General features: G+C 60.0%; 23 protein-coding genes. 6 read left to right on the top strand and 17 right to left on the bottom strand.

Annotated elements, in window-relative coordinates:
* Nucleotides 1-51: 51 nt before the first annotated feature.
* Together PMI09_RS31760 and PMI09_RS17055 are read right to left on the bottom strand one after the other, a co-directional pair.
* Nucleotides 52-195, bottom strand: a complete 144-nt coding sequence (locus PMI09_RS31760) for a hypothetical protein (protein WP_007796730.1) — start codon at nucleotides 193-195, stop codon at nucleotides 52-54.
* Nucleotides 196-344: 149 nt separating this feature from the next.
* A complete protein-coding gene (locus PMI09_RS17055) occupies nucleotides 345-1,478 on the bottom strand; it encodes an NAD(P)/FAD-dependent oxidoreductase (protein WP_052026550.1) in 1,134 nt (377 codons plus the stop codon).
* Nucleotides 1,479-1,648: 170 nt separating this feature from the next.
* Between PMI09_RS17055 and PMI09_RS17050 the strand changes: the two genes are divergently transcribed.
* The 5 genes from PMI09_RS17050 to edd all read left to right on the top strand — a co-directional run bounded on the left by PMI09_RS17050 (nucleotide 1,649) and on the right by edd (nucleotide 8,593).
* On the top strand, nucleotides 1,649-3,085 hold the full coding sequence (locus PMI09_RS17050) for a glutamine synthetase family protein (RefSeq protein WP_037083376.1): 1,437 nt from the start codon (nucleotides 1,649-1,651) through the stop codon (nucleotides 3,083-3,085).
* A 13-nt stretch (nucleotides 3,086-3,098) separates the two neighbouring features.
* Nucleotides 3,099-4,397 carry an NAD(P)/FAD-dependent oxidoreductase gene (locus tag PMI09_RS17045; RefSeq protein ID WP_007796722.1) on the top strand — a complete coding sequence of 433 codons (1,299 nt, stop codon included), beginning with the start codon at nucleotides 3,099-3,101 and terminating at the stop codon, nucleotides 4,395-4,397.
* A 133-nt stretch (nucleotides 4,398-4,530) separates the two neighbouring features.
* Nucleotides 4,531-6,006 (top strand): glucose-6-phosphate dehydrogenase, encoded by a 1,476-nt coding sequence (zwf, locus tag PMI09_RS17040; RefSeq protein ID WP_007796720.1) that lies wholly within the window; start codon nucleotides 4,531-4,533, stop codon nucleotides 6,004-6,006.
* Between the two features lie 11 nt (nucleotides 6,007-6,017).
* The gene (gene pgl / locus PMI09_RS17035) at nucleotides 6,018-6,716 is read left to right on the top strand and encodes a 6-phosphogluconolactonase (RefSeq protein ID WP_007796716.1); all 699 of its coding nucleotides are present in this window, start codon (nucleotides 6,018-6,020) and stop codon (nucleotides 6,714-6,716) included.
* A gap of 56 nt (nucleotides 6,717-6,772) precedes the next feature.
* Nucleotides 6,773-8,593, top strand: coding sequence for a phosphogluconate dehydratase (edd, locus tag PMI09_RS17030; protein WP_007796713.1), 1,821 nt, complete (start codon nucleotides 6,773-6,775; stop codon nucleotides 8,591-8,593).
* 120 nt (nucleotides 8,594-8,713) lie between these two features.
* Here the strand turns inward: edd and PMI09_RS17025 are convergent, their stop codons facing one another.
* From PMI09_RS17025 to PMI09_RS17000, 6 genes are all read right to left on the bottom strand, one after another.
* Entirely contained in the window at nucleotides 8,714-9,067 is a 354-nt protein-coding gene (locus PMI09_RS17025; protein ID WP_007796711.1) for a hypothetical protein, read from the bottom strand.
* Between the two features lie 173 nt (nucleotides 9,068-9,240).
* The gene (locus PMI09_RS17020) at nucleotides 9,241-10,332 is read right to left on the bottom strand and encodes an ABC transporter ATP-binding protein (protein WP_007796708.1); all 1,092 of its coding nucleotides are present in this window, start codon (nucleotides 10,330-10,332) and stop codon (nucleotides 9,241-9,243) included.
* A 21-nt stretch (nucleotides 10,333-10,353) separates the two neighbouring features.
* Nucleotides 10,354-12,006, bottom strand: coding sequence for a beta-galactosidase BglA (bglA, locus tag PMI09_RS17015; RefSeq protein ID WP_037083336.1), 1,653 nt, complete (start codon nucleotides 12,004-12,006; stop codon nucleotides 10,354-10,356).
* Nucleotides 12,007-12,033: 27 nt separating this feature from the next.
* Nucleotides 12,034-13,197: a carbohydrate ABC transporter permease gene (locus tag PMI09_RS17010; RefSeq protein WP_007796702.1), complete on the bottom strand. Its 1,164-nt coding sequence runs from the start codon at nucleotides 13,195-13,197 to the stop codon at nucleotides 12,034-12,036.
* Nucleotide 13,198: 1 nt separating this feature from the next.
* On the bottom strand, nucleotides 13,199-14,212 hold the full coding sequence (locus PMI09_RS17005; protein ID WP_007796698.1) for a carbohydrate ABC transporter permease: 1,014 nt from the start codon (nucleotides 14,210-14,212) through the stop codon (nucleotides 13,199-13,201).
* Nucleotides 14,213-14,379: 167 nt separating this feature from the next.
* The gene (locus PMI09_RS17000; RefSeq protein WP_007796696.1) at nucleotides 14,380-15,744 is read right to left on the bottom strand and encodes an ABC transporter substrate-binding protein; all 1,365 of its coding nucleotides are present in this window, start codon (nucleotides 15,742-15,744) and stop codon (nucleotides 14,380-14,382) included.
* 283 nt (nucleotides 15,745-16,027) lie between these two features.
* Between PMI09_RS17000 and PMI09_RS16995 the strand changes: the two genes are divergently transcribed.
* A complete protein-coding gene (locus PMI09_RS16995) occupies nucleotides 16,028-17,074 on the top strand; it encodes a LacI family DNA-binding transcriptional regulator (protein ID WP_007796692.1) in 1,047 nt (348 codons plus the stop codon).
* Here PMI09_RS16995 and folD read toward each other — a convergent pair.
* The 9 genes from folD to flhA all read right to left on the bottom strand — a co-directional run bounded on the left by folD (nucleotide 17,053) and on the right by flhA (nucleotide 25,764).
* A complete protein-coding gene (gene folD / locus PMI09_RS16990; RefSeq protein WP_007796689.1) occupies nucleotides 17,053-17,952 on the bottom strand; it encodes a bifunctional methylenetetrahydrofolate dehydrogenase/methenyltetrahydrofolate cyclohydrolase FolD in 900 nt (299 codons plus the stop codon). The two genes, PMI09_RS16995 and folD, sit on opposite strands and share 22 nt — an antisense overlap.
* Before the next feature lie 119 nt (nucleotides 17,953-18,071).
* Nucleotides 18,072-19,802: a hypothetical protein gene (locus PMI09_RS16985; protein ID WP_007796686.1), complete on the bottom strand. Its 1,731-nt coding sequence runs from the start codon at nucleotides 19,800-19,802 to the stop codon at nucleotides 18,072-18,074.
* Nucleotides 19,803-19,905: 103 nt separating this feature from the next.
* Nucleotides 19,906-20,697 carry a WecB/TagA/CpsF family glycosyltransferase gene (locus tag PMI09_RS16980; RefSeq protein ID WP_037083373.1) on the bottom strand — a complete coding sequence of 264 codons (792 nt, stop codon included), beginning with the start codon at nucleotides 20,695-20,697 and terminating at the stop codon, nucleotides 19,906-19,908.
* A 297-nt stretch (nucleotides 20,698-20,994) separates the two neighbouring features.
* A complete protein-coding gene (locus tag PMI09_RS16975) occupies nucleotides 20,995-21,528 on the bottom strand; it encodes a hypothetical protein (RefSeq protein ID WP_007796677.1) in 534 nt (177 codons plus the stop codon).
* The gene (locus tag PMI09_RS16970; protein ID WP_007796675.1) at nucleotides 21,528-21,893 is read right to left on the bottom strand and encodes a hypothetical protein; all 366 of its coding nucleotides are present in this window, start codon (nucleotides 21,891-21,893) and stop codon (nucleotides 21,528-21,530) included. Before PMI09_RS16970 ends, PMI09_RS16975 begins: the two co-directional genes overlap by 1 nt.
* A gap of 17 nt (nucleotides 21,894-21,910) precedes the next feature.
* Nucleotides 21,911-22,477: a rod-binding protein gene (locus tag PMI09_RS16965; protein WP_007796672.1), complete on the bottom strand. Its 567-nt coding sequence runs from the start codon at nucleotides 22,475-22,477 to the stop codon at nucleotides 21,911-21,913.
* 32 nt (nucleotides 22,478-22,509) lie between these two features.
* The gene (locus PMI09_RS16960) at nucleotides 22,510-22,923 is read right to left on the bottom strand and encodes a hypothetical protein (protein WP_007796668.1); all 414 of its coding nucleotides are present in this window, start codon (nucleotides 22,921-22,923) and stop codon (nucleotides 22,510-22,512) included.
* A 4-nt stretch (nucleotides 22,924-22,927) separates the two neighbouring features.
* Nucleotides 22,928-23,680, bottom strand: a complete 753-nt coding sequence (gene fliR, locus PMI09_RS16955) for a flagellar biosynthetic protein FliR (RefSeq protein WP_007796663.1) — start codon at nucleotides 23,678-23,680, stop codon at nucleotides 22,928-22,930.
* Complete coding sequence (gene flhA, locus PMI09_RS16950) at nucleotides 23,677-25,764, bottom strand: flagellar biosynthesis protein FlhA (RefSeq protein WP_007796660.1); 2,088 nt, start codon at nucleotides 25,762-25,764, stop codon at nucleotides 23,677-23,679. Before flhA ends, fliR begins: the two co-directional genes overlap by 4 nt.
* Nucleotides 25,765-25,787 lie beyond the last annotated feature (23 nt).

Raw genomic sequence — 25,787 nt, 5'->3', positions numbered from 1 at the left:
ACGGCCGGCGCGCAAATGCGCCCCATGCCAGGCGTCTAAAGATCGCGGATGTCAGAACCAACGTGCGAGGAGGAGAGCGGCCACGGCGGCCAGTGCACTGGCAGAGATGACGAAATAGCGTACGGCGACGAGCTTGTTGTCGGGCTTGGCTTGAGCGATTGCAATGGCGCGTGCGCGTCGTGTGTTCTTGTTCATCTGCAGAACCTCACTTCATCTCTGGCATAACAATCCAACAAAACGACTTGCTGGTAAAGCTCTATTTAGGAAGCGCTTTTCCAACTGTCATTGAGGCAGGATGGCGCACCCTCCTTAAGAACTCTTGAATCGAGCGGGTTGTTTCGTGCCTACAAAGATTCACCGGCAACGAAGCCGGAAGCCCACGCCCACTGGAAATTATAGCCACCGAGCCAGCCGGTCACGTCGATGCATTCGCCGATGAAGAAGAGGCCTGGGACGCTTTTCGCCGCCATGGTGCGTGAATCAAGCGCGGCCGTATCGATGCCGCCGAGCGTCACTTCGGCGGTCCGATAGCCCTCCGAGCCCAACGGCTTGATCTTCCAGTTCTGCACGGCGTCGACCAGACGCAGCAAAATCTTGTCGGAGAGATCGGCTATGTGACCCGCGATGCCTTCCCGCTCGGTCAGGTATTGCGCCAGCCGTTTCGGCAGAATCTCGGCCAGCGCCGTCTGCGCCGACTGCCGGCCATTTGCCCTTTTCGCGGTCTTCAGATGCTCGTGCAGATCGACATTCGGTTCGATGTCGACGGTGATGTCGTCGCCCTCGCGCCAATAGGAGGAGATCTGCAGGATCGCCGGACCGCTGAGGCCGCGATGCGTGAAGAGCAGGGCTTCGCGGAAGGCGGTCTTGCCGTGGCGGATTTCGACCGAGGCTGATATGCCCGAGAGTTCGGAAAGGCTTTCGAGCGTGGCCTGATCCAGGGTCAGCGGCACAAGGCCGGGCCGCGTCTCGACCAGGGGAAGGCCGAACTGCTCGGCGACGCGATAGGCAAAGCCGGTCGCCCCCATCTTCGGAATCGACTTGCCGCCGGTCGCGAGGACCAGCGAGCGGCATTCGTATGCGCCCTCCGACGTCGAGATGCGGAAGCCTTCGCCGCTCTTTTCGACATCCCCGATCTCGGTACGCAGATGCAACGCCGCGCCGGCTGTCTGCATCTCGTCGAGCAGCATGCGGATAATGTCCTTGGCGCTATCGTCGCAGAACAGCTGGCCAAGCGTCTTCTCGTGCCAGGCGATCCGGTGGCGATCGACCATGGCGATGAAGTCGGAAGGCGTGAACCGCGCGAGGGCCGATTTGCAAAAATGCGGATTGGCAGACAGGAAGCTTTTCGGGCCAGTATTTATATTGGTGAAATTGCAGCGGCCGCCGCCGGAGATGCGGATCTTTTCGCCCGGCGTCTTCGCATGGTCCAGGACGATGACCGAGCGACCGCGCTGGGCGGCGCGAATGGCGCACATCATGCCGGCGGCGCCCGCGCCGATGACGATCACATCGCTTTTTCGCAAAACCACTTCCCTTGTCGAAAGGCGTCTTCTTTTTCCATCAAGAGGCGAAAGTCAACGTGCCTCCCCCTCGCCAATTGCCAAACTCCAGCTATGATGCCGTCACGATCAACGCAAACCGGTGTGTCATGTCCCCAAAAAAGACGACGCTGAAGCCTGCCAGAAACGTACCCGCCTCGAAGAAAACACCCCCGGACCCCGGACACCAGCGCGGCGTTGCAAACTGGAAGGAAGCAGCGCAGTTCTTGCGGGCGCGTGGCATCGAAGACATCGAGTGCATCACGCCGGACCTTGCCGGCGTGCCGCGCGGCAAGATGATGCCGAGCTCCAAATTCACGTCAAACACCTCGCTTGCCCTGCCCTCGGCGATCTACCGTCACACAATCTCCGGCGAGTATCCGGATGAGACCGAAAGCTTCCGCTATGAGCCCAGGGACAGCGACCTGAAGCTGGTTCCCGACCTTTCCACGCTCTCCGTGGTCCCTTGGGAAACCGACCCGACGGCGCAGGTGATCTGCGACATCGTCAGCGTAGACGGCGAAGAAGTTCCCTATACGCCACGCAACGTCCTGAAACGCGTACTGAAGCTTTATGGCGACCGCGGCTGGAAGCCGATCGTCGCGCCCGAGATCGAATTCTACCTGGTTGCCAAGAACGACGACCCCGACTATCCGCTGCATCCGCCGAAGGGCCGCTCCGGTCGCTCGATCCTCGGCGGTCAGGGCTATTCGATCGCCGGTATCAACGAGTTCGACGAACTGATCGACGACATCTATCATTTCTCGGAAAAGCAGGGCCTCGAGATCGACACGCTGATCCACGAGGAGGGCCCGGCGCAGCTGGAGATCAACCTGCGCCACGGCAATCCAATCGAGCTTGCCGACCAGGTGTTCCTGTTCAAGCGCACGATCCGCGAAGCGGCAATGAAACACGGCATCTACGCGACCTTCATGGCCAAGCCGATGCAGGGCCAACCGGGTTCGGCCATGCACATCCACCAGTCCGTGGTCAACGTGGAGACAGGCAAGAATATCTTCTCGAACCCGGACGGTTCCGCCTCACGTGAATTCTTCCATTTCATCGGCGGCCTGCAGAAATACGTGCCGAGTTCCATGGTGATGCTGGCGCCCTATGTGAACTCCTACCGCCGGCTGACGCCCGACATGTCGGCGCCCGTCAACAATGCCTGGGGTTACGACAACCGCACGACGGCGTTCCGTGTGCCGGTGTCCGATCCGCAGGCAAGGCGCGTGGAAAACCGCCTGCCGAGTTCGGACGCCAATCCTTATCTCGCGCTCGCCGCCTCGCTGGCCTCCGGCCTGCTCGGCATCATGAAGGGCATCGAGCCGACCGCGCCGACAGAGGACACGGCAAACGAGGGTTCGATCGATCTGCCGCGCGGTCTTCTGGAGGCCGTCGCACTGATGGAAGACGAGGAAGCCTTCGAGGAAGTATTCGGCAAGGAGTTCCTCGGTATCTACGCCGGTGTGAAGCGCGGAGAATTCGAAACCTTCATGCAGGTGATCAGCCCCTGGGAACGCGAATTCCTTCTGCTGAACGTGTAGGGAGGGCTTGGTCATGACATCGCAGGAGAGATGGCAAAGCCCCATTGCGCCCGGCATTTCGTGGTATCAGGCAACCGTCGGCGAACGGCCGAGCTATCCCGCACTCGACGGCTCGACGACTTGCGACGTCGCGATCGTCGGCGGCGGTTACACAGGGCTGCAGGCTGCCTACAATCTCGCCAAGTCAGGCGTCTCGGTGGTTCTCATCGAGGCGTGCCGGTTTGGCGACGGCGCCTCCGGGCGCAATGGCGGCCAGCTCGGCACCGGACAGCGCTGGTGGCCGGAAGAGCTTGAGGAAAAAATCGGTTACGAGCGCTCGCGCGCGCTGTTCGACCTTGCCGAGGCCGCCAAGCGGCATCTCATGGATTTTGCCACGAACCATCAGATCGACATGGACTACATGCCGGGGCAGATGAACGTAGCGCACAAGGAGAGCTACAGGCCGGACTATTACGAAAATGCCGAGGTCGCGGCTATGCGCTACAACTATCCTCATGTGCGCTTCATGGACAAAGCCGAGACCCAGGAGCGGCTTGGCTCGACGCGCTATTATTGCGGCGTTCGCGATACCGGCACGGGTCATATCCACCCGCTGAAGCTGCTGATCGGTCTGGCCCGTGTTGCGGCCAATGCCGGCGCGCAAGTTTTCGAGATGACGAAGGCGACGGCGATTCGTCAGGGTAGCCGCAAGGTGACGATAGAGACGCCGAGAGGCACGATCACCGCTGACAAGGCGTTGATTGCCTGCGACGGCTACATCGGCAATCTCGAGCCGGTGACTGCAAGCCACGTGATGCCCATTCGCTCCTTCATCGGCGCCACCGCTCCGCTCGACCGCTATCCGGAGATACTTTCTGGTGGCGAAGCCGTGGCCGACTCACGCTTCGTCGTGCGCTACTTCCGCAAGTCCAAGGACGGACGGCTACTCTTCGGCGGTCGAGAAGCCTATACGGCCGACAATCCGCGCGACATTACGCAGCACATCCGCCGGCAGATCGCGGAAATCTACCCGACGCTTCGGGATATCGAGATCACGCATGCCTGGGGCGGTTCGGTCGGCATCACCATGCCGCGGCAGCCCTTCGTGCGCGAGGTCATGCCTGGCGTGACCTCGATCGGCGGCTATTCCGGACATGGCGTCATGCTCGCAAACTATTGTGGAAGGCTCTACGCGGAAACGGTTCTGGGAAAATCGGCGGATCTCGATCTTTTCAGGTCGCTCGATATTCCGGCCTTTCCAGGGGGCGCCGCCATGCGGGCGCCGCTGCTCTTTCTGGCGCTTTCCTGGTTTGCATTGCGCGACAAGTTTTAGTCAGATTGCGGATTTCATCGCGCGGCAATTCGAACTAAAACCTCTTTCCGAGAGATTCATTGCATCGCACACTGGCTTTTTTAAATCGATTAGATTAAAGAGCCAATAACTCGTCTGATTGAGAGACATCCTCATGAGCAGCCAAATCATCCCCGTTGAACCCTTTGATTATGTCGTTTTCGGCGGCAGCGGCGACCTTGCAGAACGCAAGTTGCTTCCGGCCCTTTACCATCGTCAGATCGAAGGTCAATTCACTGAGCCGACCCGTATCATCGGCGCCTCGCGCAGCCCGCTTACGAACGAGGAATATCGCAAGTTTGCCCAGGACGCCCTGAAGGAGCATCTCAAGAAGGGTGAGTACGACGAGACCGAGGTCGCGAAATTCCTGCAGCGCCTGTACTACGTGCCTGTCGATGCGCGTTCGGACGCCGGCTGGGATCAACTGAAGAAGCTTCTGGATGAGGGCAAGGATCGCGTACGCGCCTTCTACCTCGCCGTTGCGCCTGGTATTTTCGGCGACATCTCGCAGAAGATCCACGACCACAAGCTGATCACCAAGTCGACGCGCATCGTTGTCGAGAAGCCGATCGGCCGCGATCTCGCTTCCGCCCTGCAGCTGAACGACACGATCGGCAAGGTCTTCAAGGAAGAACAGATCTTCCGTATCGATCACTATCTCGGCAAGGAAACGGTGCAGAACCTGATGGCGCTGCGCTTTGCCAACGCGCTCTATGAGCCGCTGTGGAATGCCAATCACATCGACCACGTACAGATTACGGTTGCCGAGTCGGTCGGCCTCGAAGGTCGCGCGGGCTACTACGATACCGCCGGCGCTCTGCGCGACATGGTGCAGAACCACATCATGCAGCTCGTCTGCCTGGTTGCGATGGAAGTTCCTTCTTCGATGGACTCCGAAGCCGTCCGCGACGAGAAGCTAAAGGTGCTGCGGGCATTGAAGCCGATCAACGCATCGAACGTCGAGACCAGCACCGTTCGCGGCCAGTATCGCGCGGGCGCTTCCGGCAGTGGTCCAGTCAAGGGCTACCTGGAAGAGCTCGAAGGCGGCGTTTCGAACACCGAAACCTTCGTTGCCATCAAAGCCGAGATCGGCAATTGGCGCTGGGCCGGCGTTCCCTTCTACATCCGCACCGGCAAGCGTCTTGCCGGTCGCATGTCAGAGATCGTCATCACCTTCAAGCCGATCCCGCACTCGGTCTTCGATCAGTCCGCCGGCCGTATCAACCAGAACCAGCTCATCATTCGCCTGCAGCCTGACGAAGGCGTCAAGCAGTCTCTGATGATTAAGGATCCAGGTCCAGGCGGTATGCGTCTGCGCAACGTCTCGCTCGACATGAGCTTCGCCGAGTCCTTCTCGGTGCGTAACCCGGATGCCTACGAGCGCCTGCTGATGGACGTCATCCGTTCCAACCAGACGCTGTTCATGCGCCGCGACGAAGTGGAGGCGGCATGGCAGTGGGTGGATCCGATCCTCAAGGGTTGGGAAACGACCGGACAGAAGGTTCAGGGCTATACCGCCGGCACCTGGGGTCCTAGCCAATCAATCGCGCTCATCGAGCGTGACGGCCGCACCTGGCACGACAACCTGTAGGATCAAAGACGATGGCAGCGACGATGCATGCTTTCGCCAACGGCGCAGAACTGGCTCGCAACCTAGCAGACAAAGTCGCTGCGTCGCTTTCCGCCGCAATCGACGCACGCGGAGCGGCGACGTTCGCCGTTTCCGGCGGTTCGACGCCGAAGCTCTTCTTCCAGGAGCTTTCGGCGCGTGATCTCGACTGGACCAAAGTGACCATCACGCTGGTCGACGAACGTTTCGTGCCTGCGGACAATCCGCGCTCGAACCATCTGCTGGTGGCCGACAACCTCCTGCAGAACAAAGCGAAAGCCGCGCGCTTCCTGCCACTCTATCAGGCGGCGGCGTCGGTCGAGGTCGCGGCGAAGCTTGCGACGACGGCGACCGCTTCGATCAGCAATCCCTTTGACGTGGCGATCCTCGGAATGGGCGGCGACGGCCACACGGCCTCGTTCTTCCCGGATGGCAGCAATCTGAAGGTCGCGCTCGACGCTAAGACGCCGCGTGGTATCATTACCATGGAGGCGGACGGCGCGGGCGAGCCGCGGCTCACCTTCACCTTCTCCAGCCTTCAGGATGCAAAGCTGCTCGTGCTTCACATCGAAGGCGAGAGCAAGAAGGACGTCCTGACGAAGGCCGAGAGAGCCGGCGACGAGGCAGAGATGCCGATCCGCGCCATTCTGCGGCGGGCAACGAGCCCGGTCGAGGTCTATTGGGCTCCATAGGCCTTCGGGCAAGCCGCGAACGAAAATTGAAGAGCAACCAAGGCAGGATACCTCCCATGTCCGCTAATGCACGCATTTCTGCGATCACCGCCCGCATTGTCGAACGATCGAAGCCGACGCGCGGACTCTATCTGGAGCGCCTGCGAAACGCCGCTTCCAAAGGTGTAAGCCGCTCGGTTCTCGGTTGCGCCAACCTCGCGCACGGCTTCGCGGTCTGTTCCCCCGCGGAGAAGGAGGCACTTGCGGGCGACCGCGTGCCCAATCTGGGCATCATCACCTCCTACAATGACATGCTCTCCGCGCATCAGCCCTTCGAGCACTATCCGGCGATCATTCGCGAGGCAGCAGCGGAGGCCGGTGGCATCGCCCAGGTGGCGGGTGGCGTCCCAGCCATGTGCGATGGCGTCACTCAGGGCCAACCGGGCATGGAGCTCTCGCTGTTTTCCCGTGACCTGATCGCCATGGCGGCCGGTGTTGGCCTCTCACACAACATGTTCGATGCCGCGCTCTTCCTCGGTGTCTGCGACAAGATCGTGCCGGGCCTCGTCATTGCCGCCCTCTCCTTCGGTCACCTACCGGCAATCTTCGTGCCGGCCGGGCCGATGACGACGGGTCTTCCGAACGACGAGAAGTCGCGCGTGCGACAGCTCTATGCAGAAGGCAAGGTCGGCCGCGCCGAACTGCTGGAAGCGGAATCGAAGTCGTACCACGGTCCGGGCACCTGCACATTCTACGGCACGGCGAACTCAAACCAGATGCTGATGGAGATCATGGGCTTCCATATGCCCGGCTCCTCCTTCATCAATCCAGGCACGCCGCTGCGCGAAGCCTTCACGCGTGAGGCGGCCAAGCGGGCGCTGGCGATCACCGCACAGGGCAACGAGTTCACGCCCGCCGGCGAGATGATCGACGAACGCTCCGTCGTCAACGGCGTCGTCGGTCTGCATGCGACCGGCGGCTCGACGAACCACACCCTGCACCTTGTCGCCATGGCGCGGGCAGCAGGCATCCAGTTGACCTGGCAGGATATCGCCGAGCTTTCCGAAGTGGTGCCGCTACTGGCGCGCGTCTATCCGAACGGCCTTGCTGACGTCAACCACTTCCACGCGGCCGGCGGCATGGGCTTCCTCATCAAGGAACTGCTTAAGCACGGCATGCTACATGACGACGTGCGCACCGTCTTCGGCCAGGGCCTGCGGGCCTACACCATCGATCCCCGCCTCGGCGACAACGGCACGATCGTGCGCGAACCGGCGCCGGAAAAAAGCGTCGACCCGAAGGTGCTTGCCAATATCGAGACGCCTTTCCAGGCCAATGGCGGCCTGAAGATGCTGCGCGGCAATCTCGGCAAGGCCGTTATCAAGATCTCTGCGGTCAAGCAGGACAGGCACGTCATCGAAGCGCCGGCCGTCGTCTTCCACAGCCAGCAGGAATTGCAGGACGCGTTCAAGGACGGGAAACTCAACAAGGACTTCATCGCCGTTGTCCGTTTCCAGGGACCGAAGGCGAACGGTATGCCGGAACTGCACAAGCTGACGCCGCCGCTCGGCGTGCTGCAGGACCGCGGCTTCCGCGTCGCGCTTCTGACGGACGGCCGCATGTCGGGCGCCTCAGGCAAGGTGCCGGCAGCAATCCACGTCACGCCGGAAGCTGTCGACGGCGGTCCGATCGCGCGGATCAAGGACGGCGATATTATCCGCCTCGATGCGATCGCGGGCACACTGGAGGTGCTGGTCGACGCTGCCGATCTGGCTGAACGTGAGTCTGTAGTCGCCGATCTTTCCGAGAACGAATTCGGCATGGGCAGGGACCTGTTTGCACCCTTCCGCCGCGCCGTTGGCCCTTCGGATCGCGGTGCAAGCGTGCTGTTCCACTGAGCGGCATTGCGCTGAAAAACAGCAAAGTCCGCGAGGAAATGAACTGACCCCCGAATGTTGGACAACAACCTTCGGGGGTCAGTTCAGAAACTCGCGGCTGTCTTTCAATGCTTCGAGAAATCAGGCGCGAATGTCGAGCACGCGATCACGGTGCGCCGGGTGTGTGCTGTAGACAAAGATCTTGTTGAGTTCCTTGTCATTCAACATCCGAAGGAACCGGACTTCGATCGTGTTGTTGGCATTCACCCGCATCAGCATGCAGCCGACCTTGGTGATGCGGGCATCCGGGATATCGAGATAGAACTGCTTCGGAAGGGCGTATTGGGTGAGGAGCGCGAGGACCGCAGTGCTCTTCGAAATACGAATGATATCGCATCGCCGGGACGCCATGTGCATGACGCCCTTCTCGGTATATTCGATGCGTGCGGCGTTCATCGTATCCTCCATCTTGAACCGCACCTCACGGTCGTACATGAAGGATTCTTCTTTGTTCAGAAAGTGCCCAGAAGGCATTGGATTGGATGCAGCCACCGCCGTATTCCCCTCGATATGCAACGGGGAAATCTTACCAATCGAATCTTTAACAGAAGGTGAGAAGAGTTCCGATTTGGGCCGTTTTTTGGAACGGCCCAAAAATGGATCGGATGCTATTTACGGTAGGTCCGGCCATCGGCATCGAACAGATGCAGCTTCGTCCGATCGGCGGAGAAATGCATCTTCTGACCCTTCCTGACGTCATAGATGCCGGGCAGCTTGACGATGATCGGTTCGCCTGGAACGAGGCCCTCGATGTAGAGAAGCGTCACTTCGCCGAGCGCCTCGACGATCGAAACTTCGCCCTCGAAGAGGTAGTCATCGCCGGCACCGGCGATACGCAAATCTTCAGGACGAACGCCGAAGCTTGCGGTCTTGCCCTTCTCGGCGGCCGCTGTGGGAATGTCTAGTGTCACGGACTTGCCGCCTGTCAGCGTCACCGTGGTCGTATTGCCAGCCTCGGTGATGGTCGACGGGATGACGTTCATGGCCGGAGAACCGATGAACTTGGCAACGAAGAGGTTTGCCGGACGCTCGTAGAGTTCCAGCGGCGCCCCTACCTGCTCGATATTGCCGGCGGAGAGGACGACGATGCGGTCGGCAAGCGTCATCGCTTCCACCTGGTCGTGGGTGACGTAGATCATCGTCGTGCCGGCCATCTGCTCGCTCAGCCGGGCGATCTCGATGCGGGTTGCGACACGAAGCGCTGCGTCGAGGTTCGACAGCGGCTCATCGAAGAGGAAGACCTTGGGGTTGCGGCAGATGGCGCGGCCGATGGCGACACGCTGACGCTGACCACCGGAGAGCGCCTTCGGCAGGCGATCGAGGTACCGGGTGAGCTGCAGGCTTTCGGCAGCGGCACGAACGCGGCGATCGATCTCCTGCTTGCTTTCGCCGGCGATCTTCATGCCGAACGCCATATTGTCGTAGACCGTCATATGCGGATAAAGCGCATAGGACTGGAACACCATGGCGATACCGCGCTTGGAGGGCGGAACGTCGTTGACCAGTTGGCCGTCGATATACATGTCACCGCCGGTGATGTTCTCCAGGCCGGCAATCATGCGCAACAGGGTGGATTTTCCGCAGCCCGAAGGACCGACGAACACAACGAACTCGCCCTCCTTGATCTCCAGATCGATGCCGTGGAGAACGTCCACGGAACCGTAGGATTTGCGAATATCCTTGAGCGTCAGTCCAGTCATTAATTCCTCCTCCTCAAATCGTCAGGCGAGACGAGCGAAGTACGCTCCCCACGCCGGAATATCGATCTTCTCACCGTAGTTATTGCTGACGAAGCCGTGGCCCGTCAACGCCTGCCAGTCTCCCGCAGGCAAAACGACGGCGCTTTCGGCAGCGCTCATGTTGAAGACGCAGAGCAGCTTTTCGTTGCCATACTCGCGCACGAAGATCAGCACGTCGTCCTGCGGCTCGATGAACTCGATCTCGCCCTTGGCGAACGCCGGGTGCTGCTTGCGGAAGGCAAGGAAGCGGCGATAGTGCTCGAGCACGGAGGTCTCGTCGCCCTGCTGGACGCTGACGGCGCGCAGGATGTGCTCGACCGGAACCGGCAGCCACGGCTTGACGGTCGAGAAGCCGCCCTGAGCGACCTGACTGTCCCAAACCATCGGCGTGCGGCAGCCGTCACGGCCCTTGAATTCCGGCCAGAACTGGATGCCATAGGGGTCCTGCAGGTCCTGGTAGGCGAGATCTGCCTCTGTCAATCCAAGCTCTTCTCCCTGATAGAGGCAAACGGAGCCGCGCAACGTCATCAACAGCGATGTGTACTGCTTGGCAAAGGCATCGTGATCGGCAACGAGCGATCCCCAGCGGCTGACATGGCGCATGACATCGTGGTTGGAGAATGCCCAGCAGGCCCAGCCATCCGGTGCAGCCGCCGCGAAATCCTCCATCACTTCCTCGACACGTTCCGGCGAGAGCGGATCGGGTGCCAGGAACTCGAAGGCATAGCACATGTGCATCTTGTCGTTGCCGGAAGTGTATTCTCCGACAATCTCAAGACCGCGCTGGCTGTCGCCGACTTCGCCGACCGCTGCAATCGCCGGAAACTCCTCGAGCACGGCGCGGAACCGCTTCAGGAACTCCAGGTTCTCGGGACGGTTCTTGTCGTAGACGTGTTCCTGGAAGTTATAGGGATTGACCGCCGGAGCGGTTGAAGCGTTGCGGCGCTCGGGAGGCAGCGCCGGATTGTCACGCAGTTCCTTGTCGTGGAAGTAGAAGTTGATCGTATCGAGACGGAAGCCATCGACACCGCGCTTCAACCAGAAACGGACGACATCCAGCAGCCGGTCCTGAACCTCGGGATTGTGCAGGTTCATATCCGGCTGCGAGGTAAGGAAGTTGTGCATGTAATACTGCATGCGCGTCGGATCCCACGCCCATGCGGACCCGCCGAAGATCGACAGCCAGTTGTTCGGTGGCGTGCCATCCGGCTTGGCATCGGCCCAAACATACCAATCCGCCTTGGCGTTGGTCTTGCTGGCGCGGCTTTCGACGAACCACGGATGCTGGTCGGAGCTGTGCGAGATGACGAGATCAATCATCACGCGAATACCGAGGCGATGAGCCTCGGATATCAGCGTGTCGAAATCCACCAGCGTGCCGAAGATCGGATCGACGTTCTCGTAGTCGGAAACGTCATAGCCGAAATCGCGCATCGGCGAGGTGAAGAAGGGCGAGATCCAGATCGCGTCAGCGCCAAGGGCGGCGACATGCGGCAGGCGGGCGGTGATGCCCTTCAGGTCGCCGATGCCGTCGCCATTGGAGTCCTGGTAGGAGCGCGGATAGATCTGATAGATCACCGCGCCACGCCACCAGTCCTTGTCGGCCGTCAAAATGGATTGGGATGCCATGCTCATGTTTCCTGTTGGATAGTCTTGGGTTGCCTAACCGCCCTTGACCGAGCCCGCGAGCAGGCCACGCACCAGATAGCGCTGCAAGCCAAAGAACACGAGCAGCGGTACGACAATGGTGACGAAGGCCGAGGCCGTCAGGATCTCCCAGTTGCCCCCCCGCGAGCCGAGCAGCGCGTTCAAGGCGCCGGTCAGCACGAGGTGGTCCCTGTCGGTGCCGAGGAAGACCATGGCGACGAGCAGGTCGTTCCACACCCACAAGAACTGGAAGATCGCGAAGGACGCGAGCGCGGGAAAGGATAGAGGCAGTACGATGCGGGTAAAGATTTCAAAATCGCTCGCGCCATCGACACGGGCGGATTCGATGATCTCCTTCGGGAGACCGGCGATATAGGCACGCAAGAGATAGATCGCCAGCGGCATGCCAAAGGCGGTGTGCGCAAACCATATCCCGGGATAGGTCTTCGACGGAGCGTCGAGTAGCGAACCAATGCCGTTATAAAGCCGCAGAAGCGGAATGAGCGACATCTGCAGCGGCACGACGATGAGGCCGACGACAAGCGCGATCAGCAACGCACGGCCCGGGAATTCCATCCAGCTCAACGCATAGGCTGCAAAAGCCGCAATGAGGATCGGGATAATCGTTGCGGGGATGGTAACCGTCAGCGAGTTGATGAAGGACTGGCCGATCCCCTCACCGGTGAGAACGTTCCGATAGTTCTGCAACGTGAATTCAGGCGGCGTGGCGACTGAAATGTAGACGCGCCGGCCGCCGTCATCCGGGCCAAAGGCGGCGGGCTTCGTGTAACGATAGCTTCCGTCATCGTTGACGGTGAGCGAAAGGCCGTCACCCAAGTCGGCCGTCTCGCCGGCCTTGTAGGCGGCCGGTTGCTGGACACGCGTGCCGAACGCCCTGATGGAGCGGCCCTGCAGTCCCTCGAGAACATTGCCTGAAATGACGTAAACCGCGCCGTCCTGCTTCTGCTGGTCCGGCTGCCCAAGGCGGGCCGCCACGGTTCGGGACGAGCCGGCGAAGGCCGTCCACCAGCCGGAAGAAACGAGCTGATCCTTGTCTCGCAGGGCACTAACGAAAATGCCGAGCGTCGGTATCAACCAGATAATGACGATGACGAGCACCGCGAAGTGAACGAAGAGGCGGGCCGGGCCGATTTTGAAGAAACTTCCTGATAGGGTCATCTCAGTGGCCTCCCAGCTCGCGATTCGCACGGCGGACGTTCCAGACCATGATCGGCGTCACGGCTAGCATGATGATCAGCGCGATGACCGCGCTTCGGCCGGAATCGCCGCCTCCCCGGAAGAGCCAGTTGAACATCAGGTTGGCGAGCACCATCGAATTCCACTGGCCGTTGGTCATGGTCAGCACGATGTCGAACACCTTAAGGACGAGGATGGTGATCGTGGTCCAGACGACGGCGATCGTGCCCCAGACCTGCGGCACCATGATGCGCCAGAAAATCTGCCAGCCATTGGCGCCATCGATGACGGCAGCCTCGATGGTTTCTTCAGGGATACCGCGCAGCGCCGCAGACAGGATCACCATGGCAAAGCCCGTCTGAATCCAGATCAGGATGACCATCAGGAAGAAGTTGTTCCAGAAGGGCACCGAGATCCAAACCTGCGGTGTGCCGCCGAACAATTGGACGATCGCGTTGAGGAGCCCGATTTGAACATCGTTGCCGCCGCGGTACTCGTAGATGAATTTCCAGATCACCGAGGCGCCGACGAAGGAGATCGCCATCGGCATGAAGACGATGCTCTTGGCGATGTTGCCCCACCAGATGCGGTCGGTCATCACGGCGATGACGAGGCCGAAGAAGGTGCAGGCCGCCGGCACGACGGCCAGCCACAGGATATTGTTGAAGATCGATTGGCGGAATTCGCGGTCCGTCAAAGCCCACTGATAGTTCGCGAAGCCGACGAACTGCTCGCCGGAGCGATCATAGAAGGAAAGGATCAGCGTGGCGACCACGGGATAAACGAGGTAGACGATAAGAAGGAAAAGGGCCGGCCCGATGAACAGCCACGGCCGGATCATCGCCCGCCGGTTCAGGTTGCGCGCTGCCGAGTGGATGTCGCCATCCTTCACCGGCAGCGACCAATCCAGAATCTTGTTCGAGAAATAGAAATAGGCCGAGCAGGCGAAGACCGCCACGATCACGACCCCCAAAGCGGAAACTATCTGCGACAGCATTCGTCCCTCCCCCTGCTACCCTGTCTATCCTGACGGGTTTGCGCGCCGATCGTCGTCACGTCACCATCGCTTTCAACGCGACAGGTGACGCTGGCCGGACACTCCCAGTATCCGGCCATGCATTTCAGCCATGCCGCCGTTGCCGACGGCATGGGACTCAGGCGATGTTACTTGATGCCATCCCAGGCGCTCTGGATTTCCTTGCCGGTGTCTTCCGCGGACTTGCCGCCGACGAAATCGACCATGCCGGTCCAGAACGCGCCCGCGCCGATCTTGCCAGGCATCAGGTCAGAGCCGTCGAAGCGGAAGGTAGTCGCGGTCGTCAGGATCTCGCCTTCCCTCTTCATCTGGTCGTTGGCATAGGCTGCCGTGTTGACGCCCTTGTACGGCGTCAGGAAACTGGACTGTGCCATCCAGACTTCGTGCGCGATCGGAGTCTTCAGGAACTCGATGAAGGCACGAGCCGCCTTGGAGTCCTTGGTGACGGTAACAAGCGTGCCAGCGCCCAGAACTGGCTTGCCGAGGTCGGCATGCGCCGCGTAGGTCGGCATATAGAAGAAGTCGGCATCCTGACCGAGTTTCGTGCCCTCCGGGAAGAACGACGGGATGAACGACGCCTGATGGTGCAGATAGCACTTCGGCGGCACGCCGAAGAGACCCTTCGGACTATCCCGGAAGTCGGTCGCAGCCACTGCTGCAACGCCACCGCTTACATACTTCTCGTTCTTGGCGAACGAGCCGAATTCCTCGATCGCAGCAACGACGGCAGGATCGGTGAACTTGACTTCGTTGGTGGTCCACTTGTCGTAAACATCAGGCTTCTGCTGACGCAGCATGATGTCTTCGATCCAGTCCGTTGCCGGCCAGCCGGTTGCACCACCCGAACCAAGACCGATGCACCACGGAACGCCGCCATCCTTGACGATCTGATCCGTCAGGGCGTGCAGTTCTTCCATAGTCGTCGGGACCTTGTAGCCCGCTTCCTTGAAATTCTCAGGCACGTACCAGACGAGCGACTTCACGTCGGCCTTGTAAGGGAACGCATAGAAGGCTTCCTTGCCGTCCTTGCCCTTGTAGGTGCCGTAGCCGACCCAGCTATCGCCGGCGCCGTAGTTGTCCTTGATCCACTGGGAATTCTCATCGCCGAGCGGCGTCAAGTAGCCCTTGCTGGCGAGATCGGCCAAAAGGCCCGGCTGCGGCAGGACCGCGATATTCGGCGGCGAACCGGCCTGTGTGTCGATGACGATCTGCTGTTCGTAATTTTCCGAAGACGAGTACTTGGCGTCTACACCGGTTGCTTCGGTGAAGTAGGCCAGAATGCTGCGGAAGAAGGCTTCGTCTTCGCCGCGCCAGGGCCCGAAGATCGTCATCTGCTCGCCCTTGAGATCGGCGTGAGCAGCCTTGAAATCGTCGTAGCTCTTCCAGTTGAATTTCGAATCCTGCCCCGGAGCAAACTTCAGATCGGCAGCAGACGCAGCACCGGCAGCAAGTAGCGCCGCCGCGGCGACGCCCATCAAAAACGTCTTTCTCATGTGATCAACCTCCCATCACAATCCCAACCGCACTTTTGAAACCATTTTGACGCCGTTCCAAAGCGCTTTGACAAAAGCACTCATGTCACTTTCGCCGGAAAAGAGTCAAGCAATTTCGAAAAAAGCGCAAAAGATGCGGCCTTCTACATCAGGGTTTCGACGCCATACCTTGGGAATATGGAGCGATTTTTCTTGAGTCAAGCAGCACAATTGCTACATAATTAAAAGCGCTTTGGATGCCATTGGGACGTGGCGACCAGTGTAAGCGGAGGAAGAATAGCACGTGAATCTGAAACAGCTATCGGAATTGCTTGGCCTGTCGCAGACGACGGTAAGCCGTGCATTGAACGGCTATCCCGAAGTCAATGAGGCGACGCGCGAGCGGGTCCTGCAAGCCGTGAAGGAGACAGGCTACCGCCCGAACAAGGCGGCGCAACGGCTGGCGACCGGCAAGGCAGGCTCGATCGGGCTGGTGATGCCGACGGCTCCCGATCACTATTCCGATGTGCATTTCGGCGAGTTCCTAACCGGGCTCGGCGAGGAGGCCGTGCGCCACGACTTTCATTTCGTGATCATGCCGGCCGATCCAAACGACGAGGTCGGGGCACTGCGGCGCCTGGCGATCAGCGGCAATGTCGATGCGCTGTTCGTGGCCTATATGCGGGCCCACGATCCGCGGCTGCCAATGCTGAAGTCGCTCTCCATGCCATTCCTCGTGCACGGCCGCTCCATCGGCTCCGAGCCCGACTATCCCTACCTCGACATCGACAACGAGGCCGCTTTCTATGATGCCGCAAGGTTGCTGCTTCAGCTCGGCCATACGCGCTTTGCCCTCCTCAACGGGCCTGGACATCTCGACTTTGCAATCCGCCGCAAGAACGGGCTGGTCGCGGCCCTTGCCGAGCGAGGGCTGTCGCTTCCGGAAGACTGCATGAGCCATACGTCGATGACGGACGAGCTTGGCCAGTCCGCCATGGAACGATTTCTACAGATGCCGGAGCGACCGACGGCGATCCTCTGTTCCAGTACGGTGCTGGCGCTCGGCGCCATCCGCGCCGTCAATCAGGCCGGGCTGAAGCTCGGGGAGGACATTTCACTGATCGCGCATGACGACGTTTTGCCGCATCTGAAGCCCGAGAACTTTTCCGTGCCGCTGACGACGACGCGGTCGTCGCTGCGCGCCGCGGGTGTGCGCATCGCCCAGCGGCTCATCGGGACGGTCAAGCAGGACGGCCCCTTCCCGGAACAGGAGCTCTGGAAAACCGAACTGATCGTCCGCGCTTCGACAGGCCCCGCCCCGAGGCAGGATCAGAATTTGGGCGGCGTCTGACCGGCGCCGCGATGGGCGGCGATCACAGTATTGGCCATCAGCATCGCAATGGTCATCGGACCCACCCCACCCGGAACCGGCGTGATGACATCGGCGACCCTCGACGCCTCGTCAAAGGCAACATCGCCGACGAGGCGGGTCTTGCCTTCACCCTTTTCGGGAGCCGGAACGCGGTTGATGCCGACGTCAATCACGGTGGCGCCGGGCTTCACCCAATCGCTTTTGACCATCTCCGGGCGACCGACAGCGGCGACCAGAATATCGGCATTACGGCAGACCGACGGCAGGTCCTTGGTACGTGAGTGAGCGATCGTCACCGTGGCATTGGCATTCAGCAGCAGTTGTGCCATCGGCTTGCCGAACAGATTGGAGCGGCCGATCACCACAGCATTCAGGCCGGAGAGATCTTCGCCATGCGTACGGCGGACGAAAACCATCGCACCGGCGGGCGTGCAGGACACGAGGCCGGTTTCGAGATCGCCAGTCGCAAGCTTGCCGGCGTTGACGACGTGCAGACCATCGACATCCTTTTCCGGCAGGATCGATTGGATGATCGGTTCGGATTTCAGATGCTTCGGCAACGGCAATTGCACAAGGATCCCGTGGATCGAGGGGTCGTGGTTCAGCGTAGCGACGAGCGCTACCAACTGCTCCTGCGTGGTCTCAACCGGCAACGTGTGCTGGACGGATTTGAATCCGCATTCCTTCGCCATCTTGCTCTTGGAGTTGACATAGGCATGGCTGGCCGGGTCATCCCCGACAATCACGACGGCAAGGCCCGTCTTGACGCCGCTCTGCTTGTCCAGCGCCGATGTCGCTGCCTTCACCGTTTCGATTACCGAAGCGGCGACCTGTTTGCCATCAATCACTGTCGTCAAGACTGTCTCCTGCCCTTGCTTTTAGCCCATTGTAGCCGGTGGCGCTCAGCGCGATTTGCCTGTCCACGCCCTATCCTGCCTAAAATGGCAAATGCAAGAACAATCGTGTCGCAGCAAGGTCAGGATGCTGCCGACCGGGTACGCAGCCTGGCGCGCATGGCGGCGAGCTCGGCACGGACGATGTCCACCTCCTGCGGCCCTTTGGCGGGGGCGGCCGTCGATGGCGTGCCGACATTTGGCTCCGGTGTGGGGGTGCGTAGCGACGGCTCTTTCCTTGCGGACGCAGCAAGCGTGGAGCGCGCTTTGGCAGAGACAACAGCCAGGCCGAATGCGAGCCCAGCAAGAGCGCCGAGCAGTGGCGACAGCCAACGCTGACCAGCCGGCATGGCGACTGTCTGTACTGGCTTCTGCAGTTGTACACTGCCAGTACCCGGCGCAACGGCTCCTGTGGTGATCGCGTCCTCCAGGCGCAAGCGCGCCGCACTTGCCTTGTCACGCAGCTCGGTCAGCTTCGCGAAATCGACACCCGTGTCCTTGCTCTGCGCGATCAGCGCGTTGCGGTGATCGCTCAGCTGCCGTTTGTCGACGGTGGCTGACTTCATCTCGTCATTCGCTTCGCGCACCAGCCGACCGAGGTCGTCGCCAATCGCATCCTTCAAACCGTCGACCTCGGCCTGCTGCGCCTGCAGCCGCGGATGGCGTGGGCCGAGATTGGCCGACAGCTGCGAAAGCGACAGGTGTGCGGCCACATATCTGTCACGGTGGTCGATGAGTGTCGGCAACATGAGGTCAGGATCAAGTGTGCCGGCAAGGACATCGCCGACCTTCGCCGTCTTTAACCGGCGGGCCTGCTCCTGGGCAGCAAGGATGCGCTGCTCGGCTGCCTTCAGTTCCCCATCAATGCTTCCGATCTGCTCCTGCAGATCAGTCGCAACCTTGACGTTGCCTTCGCCGCTCTTCTGCGTGAAGGAGGCAAGCTCGAGCTGCGCCGCATCGTCCGCCTTTTTCAACGATCCGTCTTCGGCAACCCCAGTTGCAGCTTCTCGACTCGTCAGGACGGACGCGAGGTAGCCCGCAATGCGCGCGGATTTCTCCGCGCTGCCTGTGGTAACCTTGAAATCGATCGTGCCGGCGTGGGGATCGGTCGCGGTGCGGATCGCGGAAACGAGCGATGCCTCTGCGCGCGAAACAGGGTCGGCCGCTGTGCCATCGGTCGATAGCAGGTCAATAGCGACTGCAAATGCATCGGAGGAAACGCCGGAAAACTCCGGATCGCGGTCGAGTTTCAATGCCGCAACGGTCGCGGCGATCGTGTGAGACGCCGAAAGCGTCTTTTCGGCCGCTTTCGTGGCTACAGCGCGACCTTGGCCGGCGCCTTGGATGGCGAGCATTCCTTCCGCGCTATAGCGCGCCGGCTCTGCAGGGATCAGACCACCGCTCGCTCCACCCAGCGCACAGACGAGACCAATCGTAGCGAGACGCTTCAAGCGCCCTGGTTTCGGCGCACTTTCGGAGGTAGCAGATGCAACCTGATTCAGGTTTGCAGCTGCTTCTGTGGGCGGTGCGATGGGTGCAGGCGTAATCAGCGGCGTCTCGACAATGGCGGCCTCGACATCGTTTGCTGCCTCAAGCCTCTTGCCCAGGATTGTCTCGATGCGACTGACAAGCGGCGGCGCTTCAGGTCCAGTAGCGCGGCTGGCTCGCTGCTGCTCAAGCGCGCGTTCGATCACGCCGAGCAGTTTTGCTTCCGCCGCCGGCATCACAGCGGCTTCGGATGGCATCGCGATATAGTTGCGCCGTGCCGTCGGGGGCCGGAGGATGGCTTGGCTTCTCGGATTGCTGTCGTACATCGCCACATCTCATGCGTATGAACGGAACGGTCGAGCCGCCCGCGACTGCGGATGGTTAAGTAACCCTAAATGTTCATAGCAAAGAAATGGTTAACTGACGCAATTACGTTGATCGACGCAGTAGCCGCCGGCGGCGCGTTACGCCGTATTGGAGCACGTAGTAGAGGAAGGTTGCGGAATCGAGGGCGTACCGCAAACCCCGGCGTGTCGCCTCGTGTATCCCGCGATAGCCGCGGTCGAGCCCGATCATCCGCAGAAATTTTGGCACGTGGTGAACCGTGCCCGCCACGACATCGAACAGGTCGCCAACAGCAAGCACAAGCCGAGCATGATCCGCCCGGATGTTCTTATGGATCCATTTCTCCTTAGATGCCGTGCTCGTTCCGACGATCAGTAAATCGAGCCATTGCCGATCGATGTCTTTGATGATCGCCGATTTGTCTGCCGTCTCGGAAAAGCTGTCGGAAATGATGATGAACTCATGCCACGGGGCGTGCCGCCGGAACGTTGCAGCTGTCGTCCTGACCGCCTCGGGCGTGCTGCCGATCAGGCCGATGCGCCGCGGCACCTCCATGAATGTCAGCAGCGCAGGCACGAAATCGGCGGCCTTCAAGCGGGCGGGGAACAGCGATCCGTGCGCCACTCTCGACGCAATATCGAGACCGAGGCCATCAGGGAGCAACAGATTTTGTGTGAGAACGGCGCGGTATTCGCTATCGCGCAGCGTCATCAGCATATTGCGCGCGGTGACGAACGAGATGGACGTCTGCCCAACCGGCATCGACAGTAGTTCATTGATGAACACCAGCGCGTCATCCCAGCCAAGATCGCAGACCGGCAGATCGAAGATCGCGCGACGCGACGACAGGACCGCGAAATTCGCGATCAGGCTCATGCCGGCTTCCTGACGATAGTGTTTCATGCTGCATGTATCCCGGAACAGATCACATCGCCGCACCAGACGATTCAGCATCGACCGATAGCGTTCGCCTGGGAGCGCATGAAAAATTCCGAAAACCGGAAAGCTGTGCACAGTCAGCCCATCGCCGCGACTTGTAGCAGCACGATTTCAACTATCCCTTAGGAAAATCGCTTGAATTCCTAGCCTCAAACGAAGGAATTGTTAACTATCGGCAGCCCTGAGATAAACGCAAAACGGCGCCAGCGGTGCCGCTTCAGGGCGATAGCCGTCTTACTCCGTTGCAGCCGGGTCCGACACGGGTGCCGGGGCTACGACATTGACGGGCTTGACCGTTTTCTTCTGCTGCCCGGAGGCATTCGCCTTGACTTCTTCCTTCGAGAGGTAGTCGAGCTGCTCCAGCATCACCTGATCGATATAGTCTCCGCCGAGATGCTGGTTGATGTCCTTCTTGATCATCTCGCGGAAGGCATTCGGATCGAAGGACTTCATGTTGGAGATGTCGACCATCTTGTTGCCGACGAGCAGCGTGAAGAGCTCGTCGGTCGTCACTTCCGTCAGAGGCAAGGTGAGGTTCTTCACCTTGTCCTTGTTCATCATGAAAGACACCTTGCCGAGGAAGTAGCCGGTGACGGCGCCGTCGGCAATGATCGGCACGGTAATCGTCTCGCCCTTTACAAGCTCGAGCTGGCTTTGCTTGGAATCATCGGGAGCCGGCGCAGGAGCCGTTGCCATGTGCACGGAGAAATAGACCGATGCCAGCGTGATCGCGCAAACCCAGACGCCTGTCAGAACGAGCTTAATCATCAAGCGTCACGTGCCACGAATTGCTCTTGGGAATAGGTGCCGTCGGCATCCGCGTCCTGGACCGCATTCTTCAGGAGATCGGCAACCGTGCGAACCGCCTCCAGGTGCGCTTCGACGCGCCGAGCGTTCAGCACCAGCTTCTTCTTCAGCCCATGCAGCTGATCGAGATGCGTCGCCGCCAGTTCCTTCGGATCGGTGTCGCGGAAGAGCATGGAGAGTTCATACAGGCAACGGCTCTTGTGGGCATTCGACACTTTGAGATCGAACTGAGGGTCGTTGCCGATCCTCGTATTCTCATTGTCGATGATCATTTCAAGGCGTCCAAGAACCGATTTGATACGGTAGTCGTTCGAGATTATTTCCATTTTTTTCCTCGATTTTCTCAGGCGTCATTGGCGGACTTGTTGTCCGCAGTTGTTGTACCGAAGGTCTTGCGCTGGAATTCGTCGATCATGCTCATCGCCATATTGCGATCGTCCTGATCGGTGGAAGCGTTGGCGACCTTGCCTTCCTGCTTCGTCAGCGCATCCTGATAGAGCTGCTTGGCAATGCCGATGCCGTCGCCCTTCGAAATCTCGTTGCCGAGCTGCTCCGCCATCATGCCCTTCCAGATGTCACCGGTGGCACCCTTGCCGTACACTTCCTCACTGTCACTCGGCAGCATGTTCTTGATGAAGTTCTGCAGGACCATCGCCTCGAACTTGCGGTAGGTTTCCGGCACCTCTTCCGTCTTGGTGCTGCGGTTCTTGCTGTCGCTCAAACCGGTCTTGCCGACGGCGCGATCGAGAATATCGACGGCCGACGTGAAGCCGTTGCCGGCTTCGGCGAGACTGTTGGCGGCAAAAGCGGCCTGGTTTGCCTTCAGTTTGTCCTGGGCCGCCTGGACCTCCAGCGGGTCGGCAGCTTTGACAACATCCAGGACCAGATCACTCGGAGGTGAAATAGCCAAGTCACAATCCTCTTGCTTTAAAATTGTGACGATTATGATTTTTGAAGCTTGCTGGAGGCTGGCGTACCGAATTTTTGATCGATGAGATCATAGACCGCGTTGTCGTCGGCCTCCCGGCGCTCGGACTCAAGCGCCTCGCGCATGCCGTCTTCCAGCCGATCGCCCTTGGCGCGCTCCTGAACAACGCGCATTTCGTGAATCTGCTGCATGCCGGTCAGCTGCTTGTCTTTGATCCCGAGCCGGTTGAAGCGATCCGCATAGCCCTGCGAAAAAGCATGGTGGACGGGGTCCATGGAGCCAAGCGCCAGAATGACGCTGTCCATCTGATCGTTGACCTCCGCGCGCTGGCGGCTCGTTTCGGCAAGATCGAATTCGGCCATCTGCTCCAGATGACGTTGAACCGCCACGAGGCGTTTCAGTTTCTGGGAGCGTGTCTTGTCCGCCATGCCGCTACCTGCCGATGAAGACGCTGGCGAAGGATTGGCCGAACTGGCTGACCAGCGCTGCCACGGAGAAGTAGAAAAGGAAGAGGCCGCCGAGAAGCAGGTAGGGCGTCGATATGAAGTACACCGGAATCTGCGGCGCCAGCTTGTTGATGAAGCCGATAGCGATGTTGAACATCAGGCCGTAGATCAGGAAGGGGCTCGAGAGCCGCAGCATGATCATGAACGTCGATGACAGCGTGTCCGTGAACGAGACGAGCGTACTGCGCATCTGCATGATGCCGCCGAAGGGCATCGACGTGTAGGAATCGACCAACGCCCGGAACACGATGTGATGAAAGTCCATCATGAACAGGATCATCATGCCGGCAAAGGTGATGAAGCCAGAAAGGCTGGTTTCGGGCGTATCTTCGAAGATATCGCCCGCGCTCGGTTGCGTGTATCCGATCATCATTGCGATGACGCTGGCCGCAAACTGCAGGCCGAGCGTATAGAGCCGGGCAAGCATGCCGTACATGACGCCGATCAGCGATTCGCTGAAAATATAACCGATATAGGTGGCGTTCGATGTGTGGACGATCGGATAGACCGTATCCCAAAGCACGGGCAGAATCGCGAGAGACAGTGCAGCGGCAATGAAAACCCGCAATTGCGCCGGCACGCGGGCCGACGAAAAGCCGGGCATCGCCAGGACGCAGCCACCGATCCTACAGAAGATCAGGAACAGCGCCAGGACGGTCCCTTGCGGGTCAGTTATCATGAAATCGAGCCCAGAATCTTTATCTCGATGCCCTTGGCCAGCTCGACATGCGACAGAACCGGGAGCGTTGCGAACAATCGTTCGATGATCATGCGCACATAGGAGCGCGTTTCCGGCGAGGTGACAAGGGCGAATGGCAGGCCGCGATCCATGAATTCACGGATAACCTTCGTCGCCTGCTCGCTGAACTCCTCCAGCATGCGCGGATCGATGTCAAATTCGATGATTTCGCCCTTGTTGTCACGCTTCAGCGCCTGATGGAAGGCAAGGTCCCACTTGCTGCCGAGTCGCAACACGCGAAGTACGCCGTTGTCGGCGAGGTCGCCGCATAGCTGCTGCGCCATGCGAACGCGGACGTGCTCGACAATCTGCTCGGTCTTGCGGACATGCGGCGCGAGTTCGGCGACGGCTTCCAAGATGAGGTGCAGGTTGCGGATCGACACGCGCTCGGCAAGGAGCAGCTTCAGCACGGCCTGCAGGCCGGAATAGGACATGTGCGACGAGCAGATCTCGTCTGCCAGCTTCTTGTATTCCGGATCGAGCCTGTCGATCAGCACCTTCACGTCCTTGTACGACAGAAGCGCCGGCAGATTGTTGCGAATGACTTCGCTCATATGCGTCAGCACGACCGAGACATTGTCGATCGGCTGGAAACCCTCGCGCTTCAAGTCTTCTGCAAAGGCTTCAAGAATGGAAACCGCGGGCATGCCGAAGGCCGGTTCGCGAATCTCGTCGCCCGGAATGCTCGGCTTGCGGCCGGAGCCGGTGACAACAAGAACTTCGCCCACGCGCAGCATGTTGGAGGCAACCGTCGTGCCGTGGATTCGGATCTGATAGGACTTCTCGGCAATGCCGATATCGTCGGTGACCTTGATTTCCGGAACCACGAAACCGTACTGCGTCGCAAACTTCTTGCGCATCTTGCCGACGCGGAAAGCGAGCTCCTGGTGAGCGCCGAGCAGGCGCGTCGACACCATCTTGCCGAGCGCGAGTTCGATTTCCGAGGTACGCAGTACCGACTTGACGGAGTCCTTTTCGAGCTCCTTGTTCTGGACGACCTTCTTCTCTTCCTGTTCGCGCCGAGCCCTATTCTCGGCCTCGACCTGGCGAGGAATGAACCAGGCACCGAAGGCAAGAAGACCGGAAAGGAACATGAAGGGGACAAACGGCAGACCCGGCATGAGGCCGAGGATCGCCATCAGAACCGCGGACACCGAAAGCGCGCGCGGATAGCCGCTCAGCTGGTTGACGACCGCCTGTTCGGTGGAACCGACCGTGCCGCCGCGCGACACGAGAAGGCCGGCTGCGAGCGAAACGATAAGGGCCGGCATCTGCGAGACGAGGCCGTCGCCTACGGACAGCTTGACGAAGACGTCGGCGGCTTCGCCGATCGGCATACCGTGGCGGAAATAGCCGATGATGATGCCGCCGAAAACGTTGATGCAAGTGATCAGCAAACCGGCAATCGCATCGCCACGAACGAACTTCGACGCACCGTCCATCGCACCGAAGAAGGAGCTTTCCTCTTCCAGCTCCTTGCGTCGGCGCTGGGCTTCCTTCTCGTCAATGATGCCGGCAGAAAGGTCTGCGTCGATCGACATCTGCTTGCCGGGGATGGCATCAAGGGTGAAGCGCGCGCCGACTTCCGCGATACGCGTCGCACCCTTGGTGATGACGATGAAGTTGATGGTGATCAGGATCAGGAAGACGATCAGACCGATCACGAAGTCGCCCGACATGACGAGGCTTGCAAAGCCGGCGATGACGCCGCCGGCGGCATCGTGACCCTCGTTGCCGTGCGAAAGGATGACACGTGTGGTCGCGATGTTCAGCGCCAAGCGCGTCATGGTCGCGATCAGAAGGATGGTCGGGAAGGACGAGAAATCGAGCGGCTTCTGGATCCACAGCGCCACCATCAGGATCAATACCGAGAAGGCGATCGAGAAGGCCAGTCCCATGTCGATCAAAAACGGCGGGATCGGCAGGAAAAGCACGCAGATGATAAGGATGATGCCCATGGCAAAACCGATATCACGTACGCTAAGTCCGGCTTTCGGAAGGGGGAGTGCAGGAGGTTGCGCCATTTCGATTCCGTCTCTTCATGAGA

Source organism: Rhizobium sp. CF122 (genome assembly GCF_000282035.1).
GTDB lineage: Bacteria > Pseudomonadota > Alphaproteobacteria > Rhizobiales > Rhizobiaceae > Rhizobium.
This window is presented reverse-complemented; position numbering and strand designations above follow the sequence as displayed.

Bases quoted from the DNA above. Each gene is read 5' to 3' on its own strand.
- PMI09_RS31760 (WP_007796730.1), bottom strand. From the start codon at position 195: ATGAACAAGAACACACGACGCGCACGCGCCATTGCAATCGCTCAAGCC.
- PMI09_RS17055 (WP_052026550.1), bottom strand. From the start codon at position 1,478: ATGATGTGCGCCATTCGCGCCGCCCAGCGCGGTCGCTCGGTCATCGTC.
- PMI09_RS17050 (WP_037083376.1), top strand. From the start codon at position 1,649: ATGTCCCCAAAAAAGACGACGCTGAAGCCTGCCAGAAACGTACCCGCC.
- PMI09_RS17045 (WP_007796722.1), top strand. From the start codon at position 3,099: ATGACATCGCAGGAGAGATGGCAAAGCCCCATTGCGCCCGGCATTTCG.
- zwf (WP_007796720.1), top strand. From the start codon at position 4,531: ATGAGCAGCCAAATCATCCCCGTTGAACCCTTTGATTATGTCGTTTTC.
- pgl (WP_007796716.1), top strand. From the start codon at position 6,018: ATGGCAGCGACGATGCATGCTTTCGCCAACGGCGCAGAACTGGCTCGC.
- edd (WP_007796713.1), top strand. From the start codon at position 6,773: ATGTCCGCTAATGCACGCATTTCTGCGATCACCGCCCGCATTGTCGAA.
- PMI09_RS17025 (WP_007796711.1), bottom strand. From the start codon at position 9,067: ATGTACGACCGTGAGGTGCGGTTCAAGATGGAGGATACGATGAACGCC.
- PMI09_RS17020 (WP_007796708.1), bottom strand. From the start codon at position 10,332: ATGACTGGACTGACGCTCAAGGATATTCGCAAATCCTACGGTTCCGTG.
- bglA (WP_037083336.1), bottom strand. From the start codon at position 12,006: ATGAGCATGGCATCCCAATCCATTTTGACGGCCGACAAGGACTGGTGG.
- PMI09_RS17010 (WP_007796702.1), bottom strand. From the start codon at position 13,197: ATGACCCTATCAGGAAGTTTCTTCAAAATCGGCCCGGCCCGCCTCTTC.
- PMI09_RS17005 (WP_007796698.1), bottom strand. From the start codon at position 14,212: ATGCTGTCGCAGATAGTTTCCGCTTTGGGGGTCGTGATCGTGGCGGTC.
- PMI09_RS17000 (WP_007796696.1), bottom strand. From the start codon at position 15,744: ATGAGAAAGACGTTTTTGATGGGCGTCGCCGCGGCGGCGCTACTTGCT.
- PMI09_RS16985 (WP_007796686.1), bottom strand. From the start codon at position 19,802: ATGTACGACAGCAATCCGAGAAGCCAAGCCATCCTCCGGCCCCCGACG.
- PMI09_RS16980 (WP_037083373.1), bottom strand. From the start codon at position 20,697: ATGAGCCTGATCGCGAATTTCGCGGTCCTGTCGTCGCGTCGCGCGATC.
- PMI09_RS16975 (WP_007796677.1), bottom strand. From the start codon at position 21,528: ATGATTAAGCTCGTTCTGACAGGCGTCTGGGTTTGCGCGATCACGCTG.
- PMI09_RS16970 (WP_007796675.1), bottom strand. From the start codon at position 21,893: ATGGAAATAATCTCGAACGACTACCGTATCAAATCGGTTCTTGGACGC.
- PMI09_RS16960 (WP_007796668.1), bottom strand. From the start codon at position 22,923: ATGGCGGACAAGACACGCTCCCAGAAACTGAAACGCCTCGTGGCGGTT.
- fliR (WP_007796663.1), bottom strand. From the start codon at position 23,680: ATGATAACTGACCCGCAAGGGACCGTCCTGGCGCTGTTCCTGATCTTC.
- flhA (WP_007796660.1), bottom strand. From the start codon at position 25,764: ATGGCGCAACCTCCTGCACTCCCCCTTCCGAAAGCCGGACTTAGCGTA.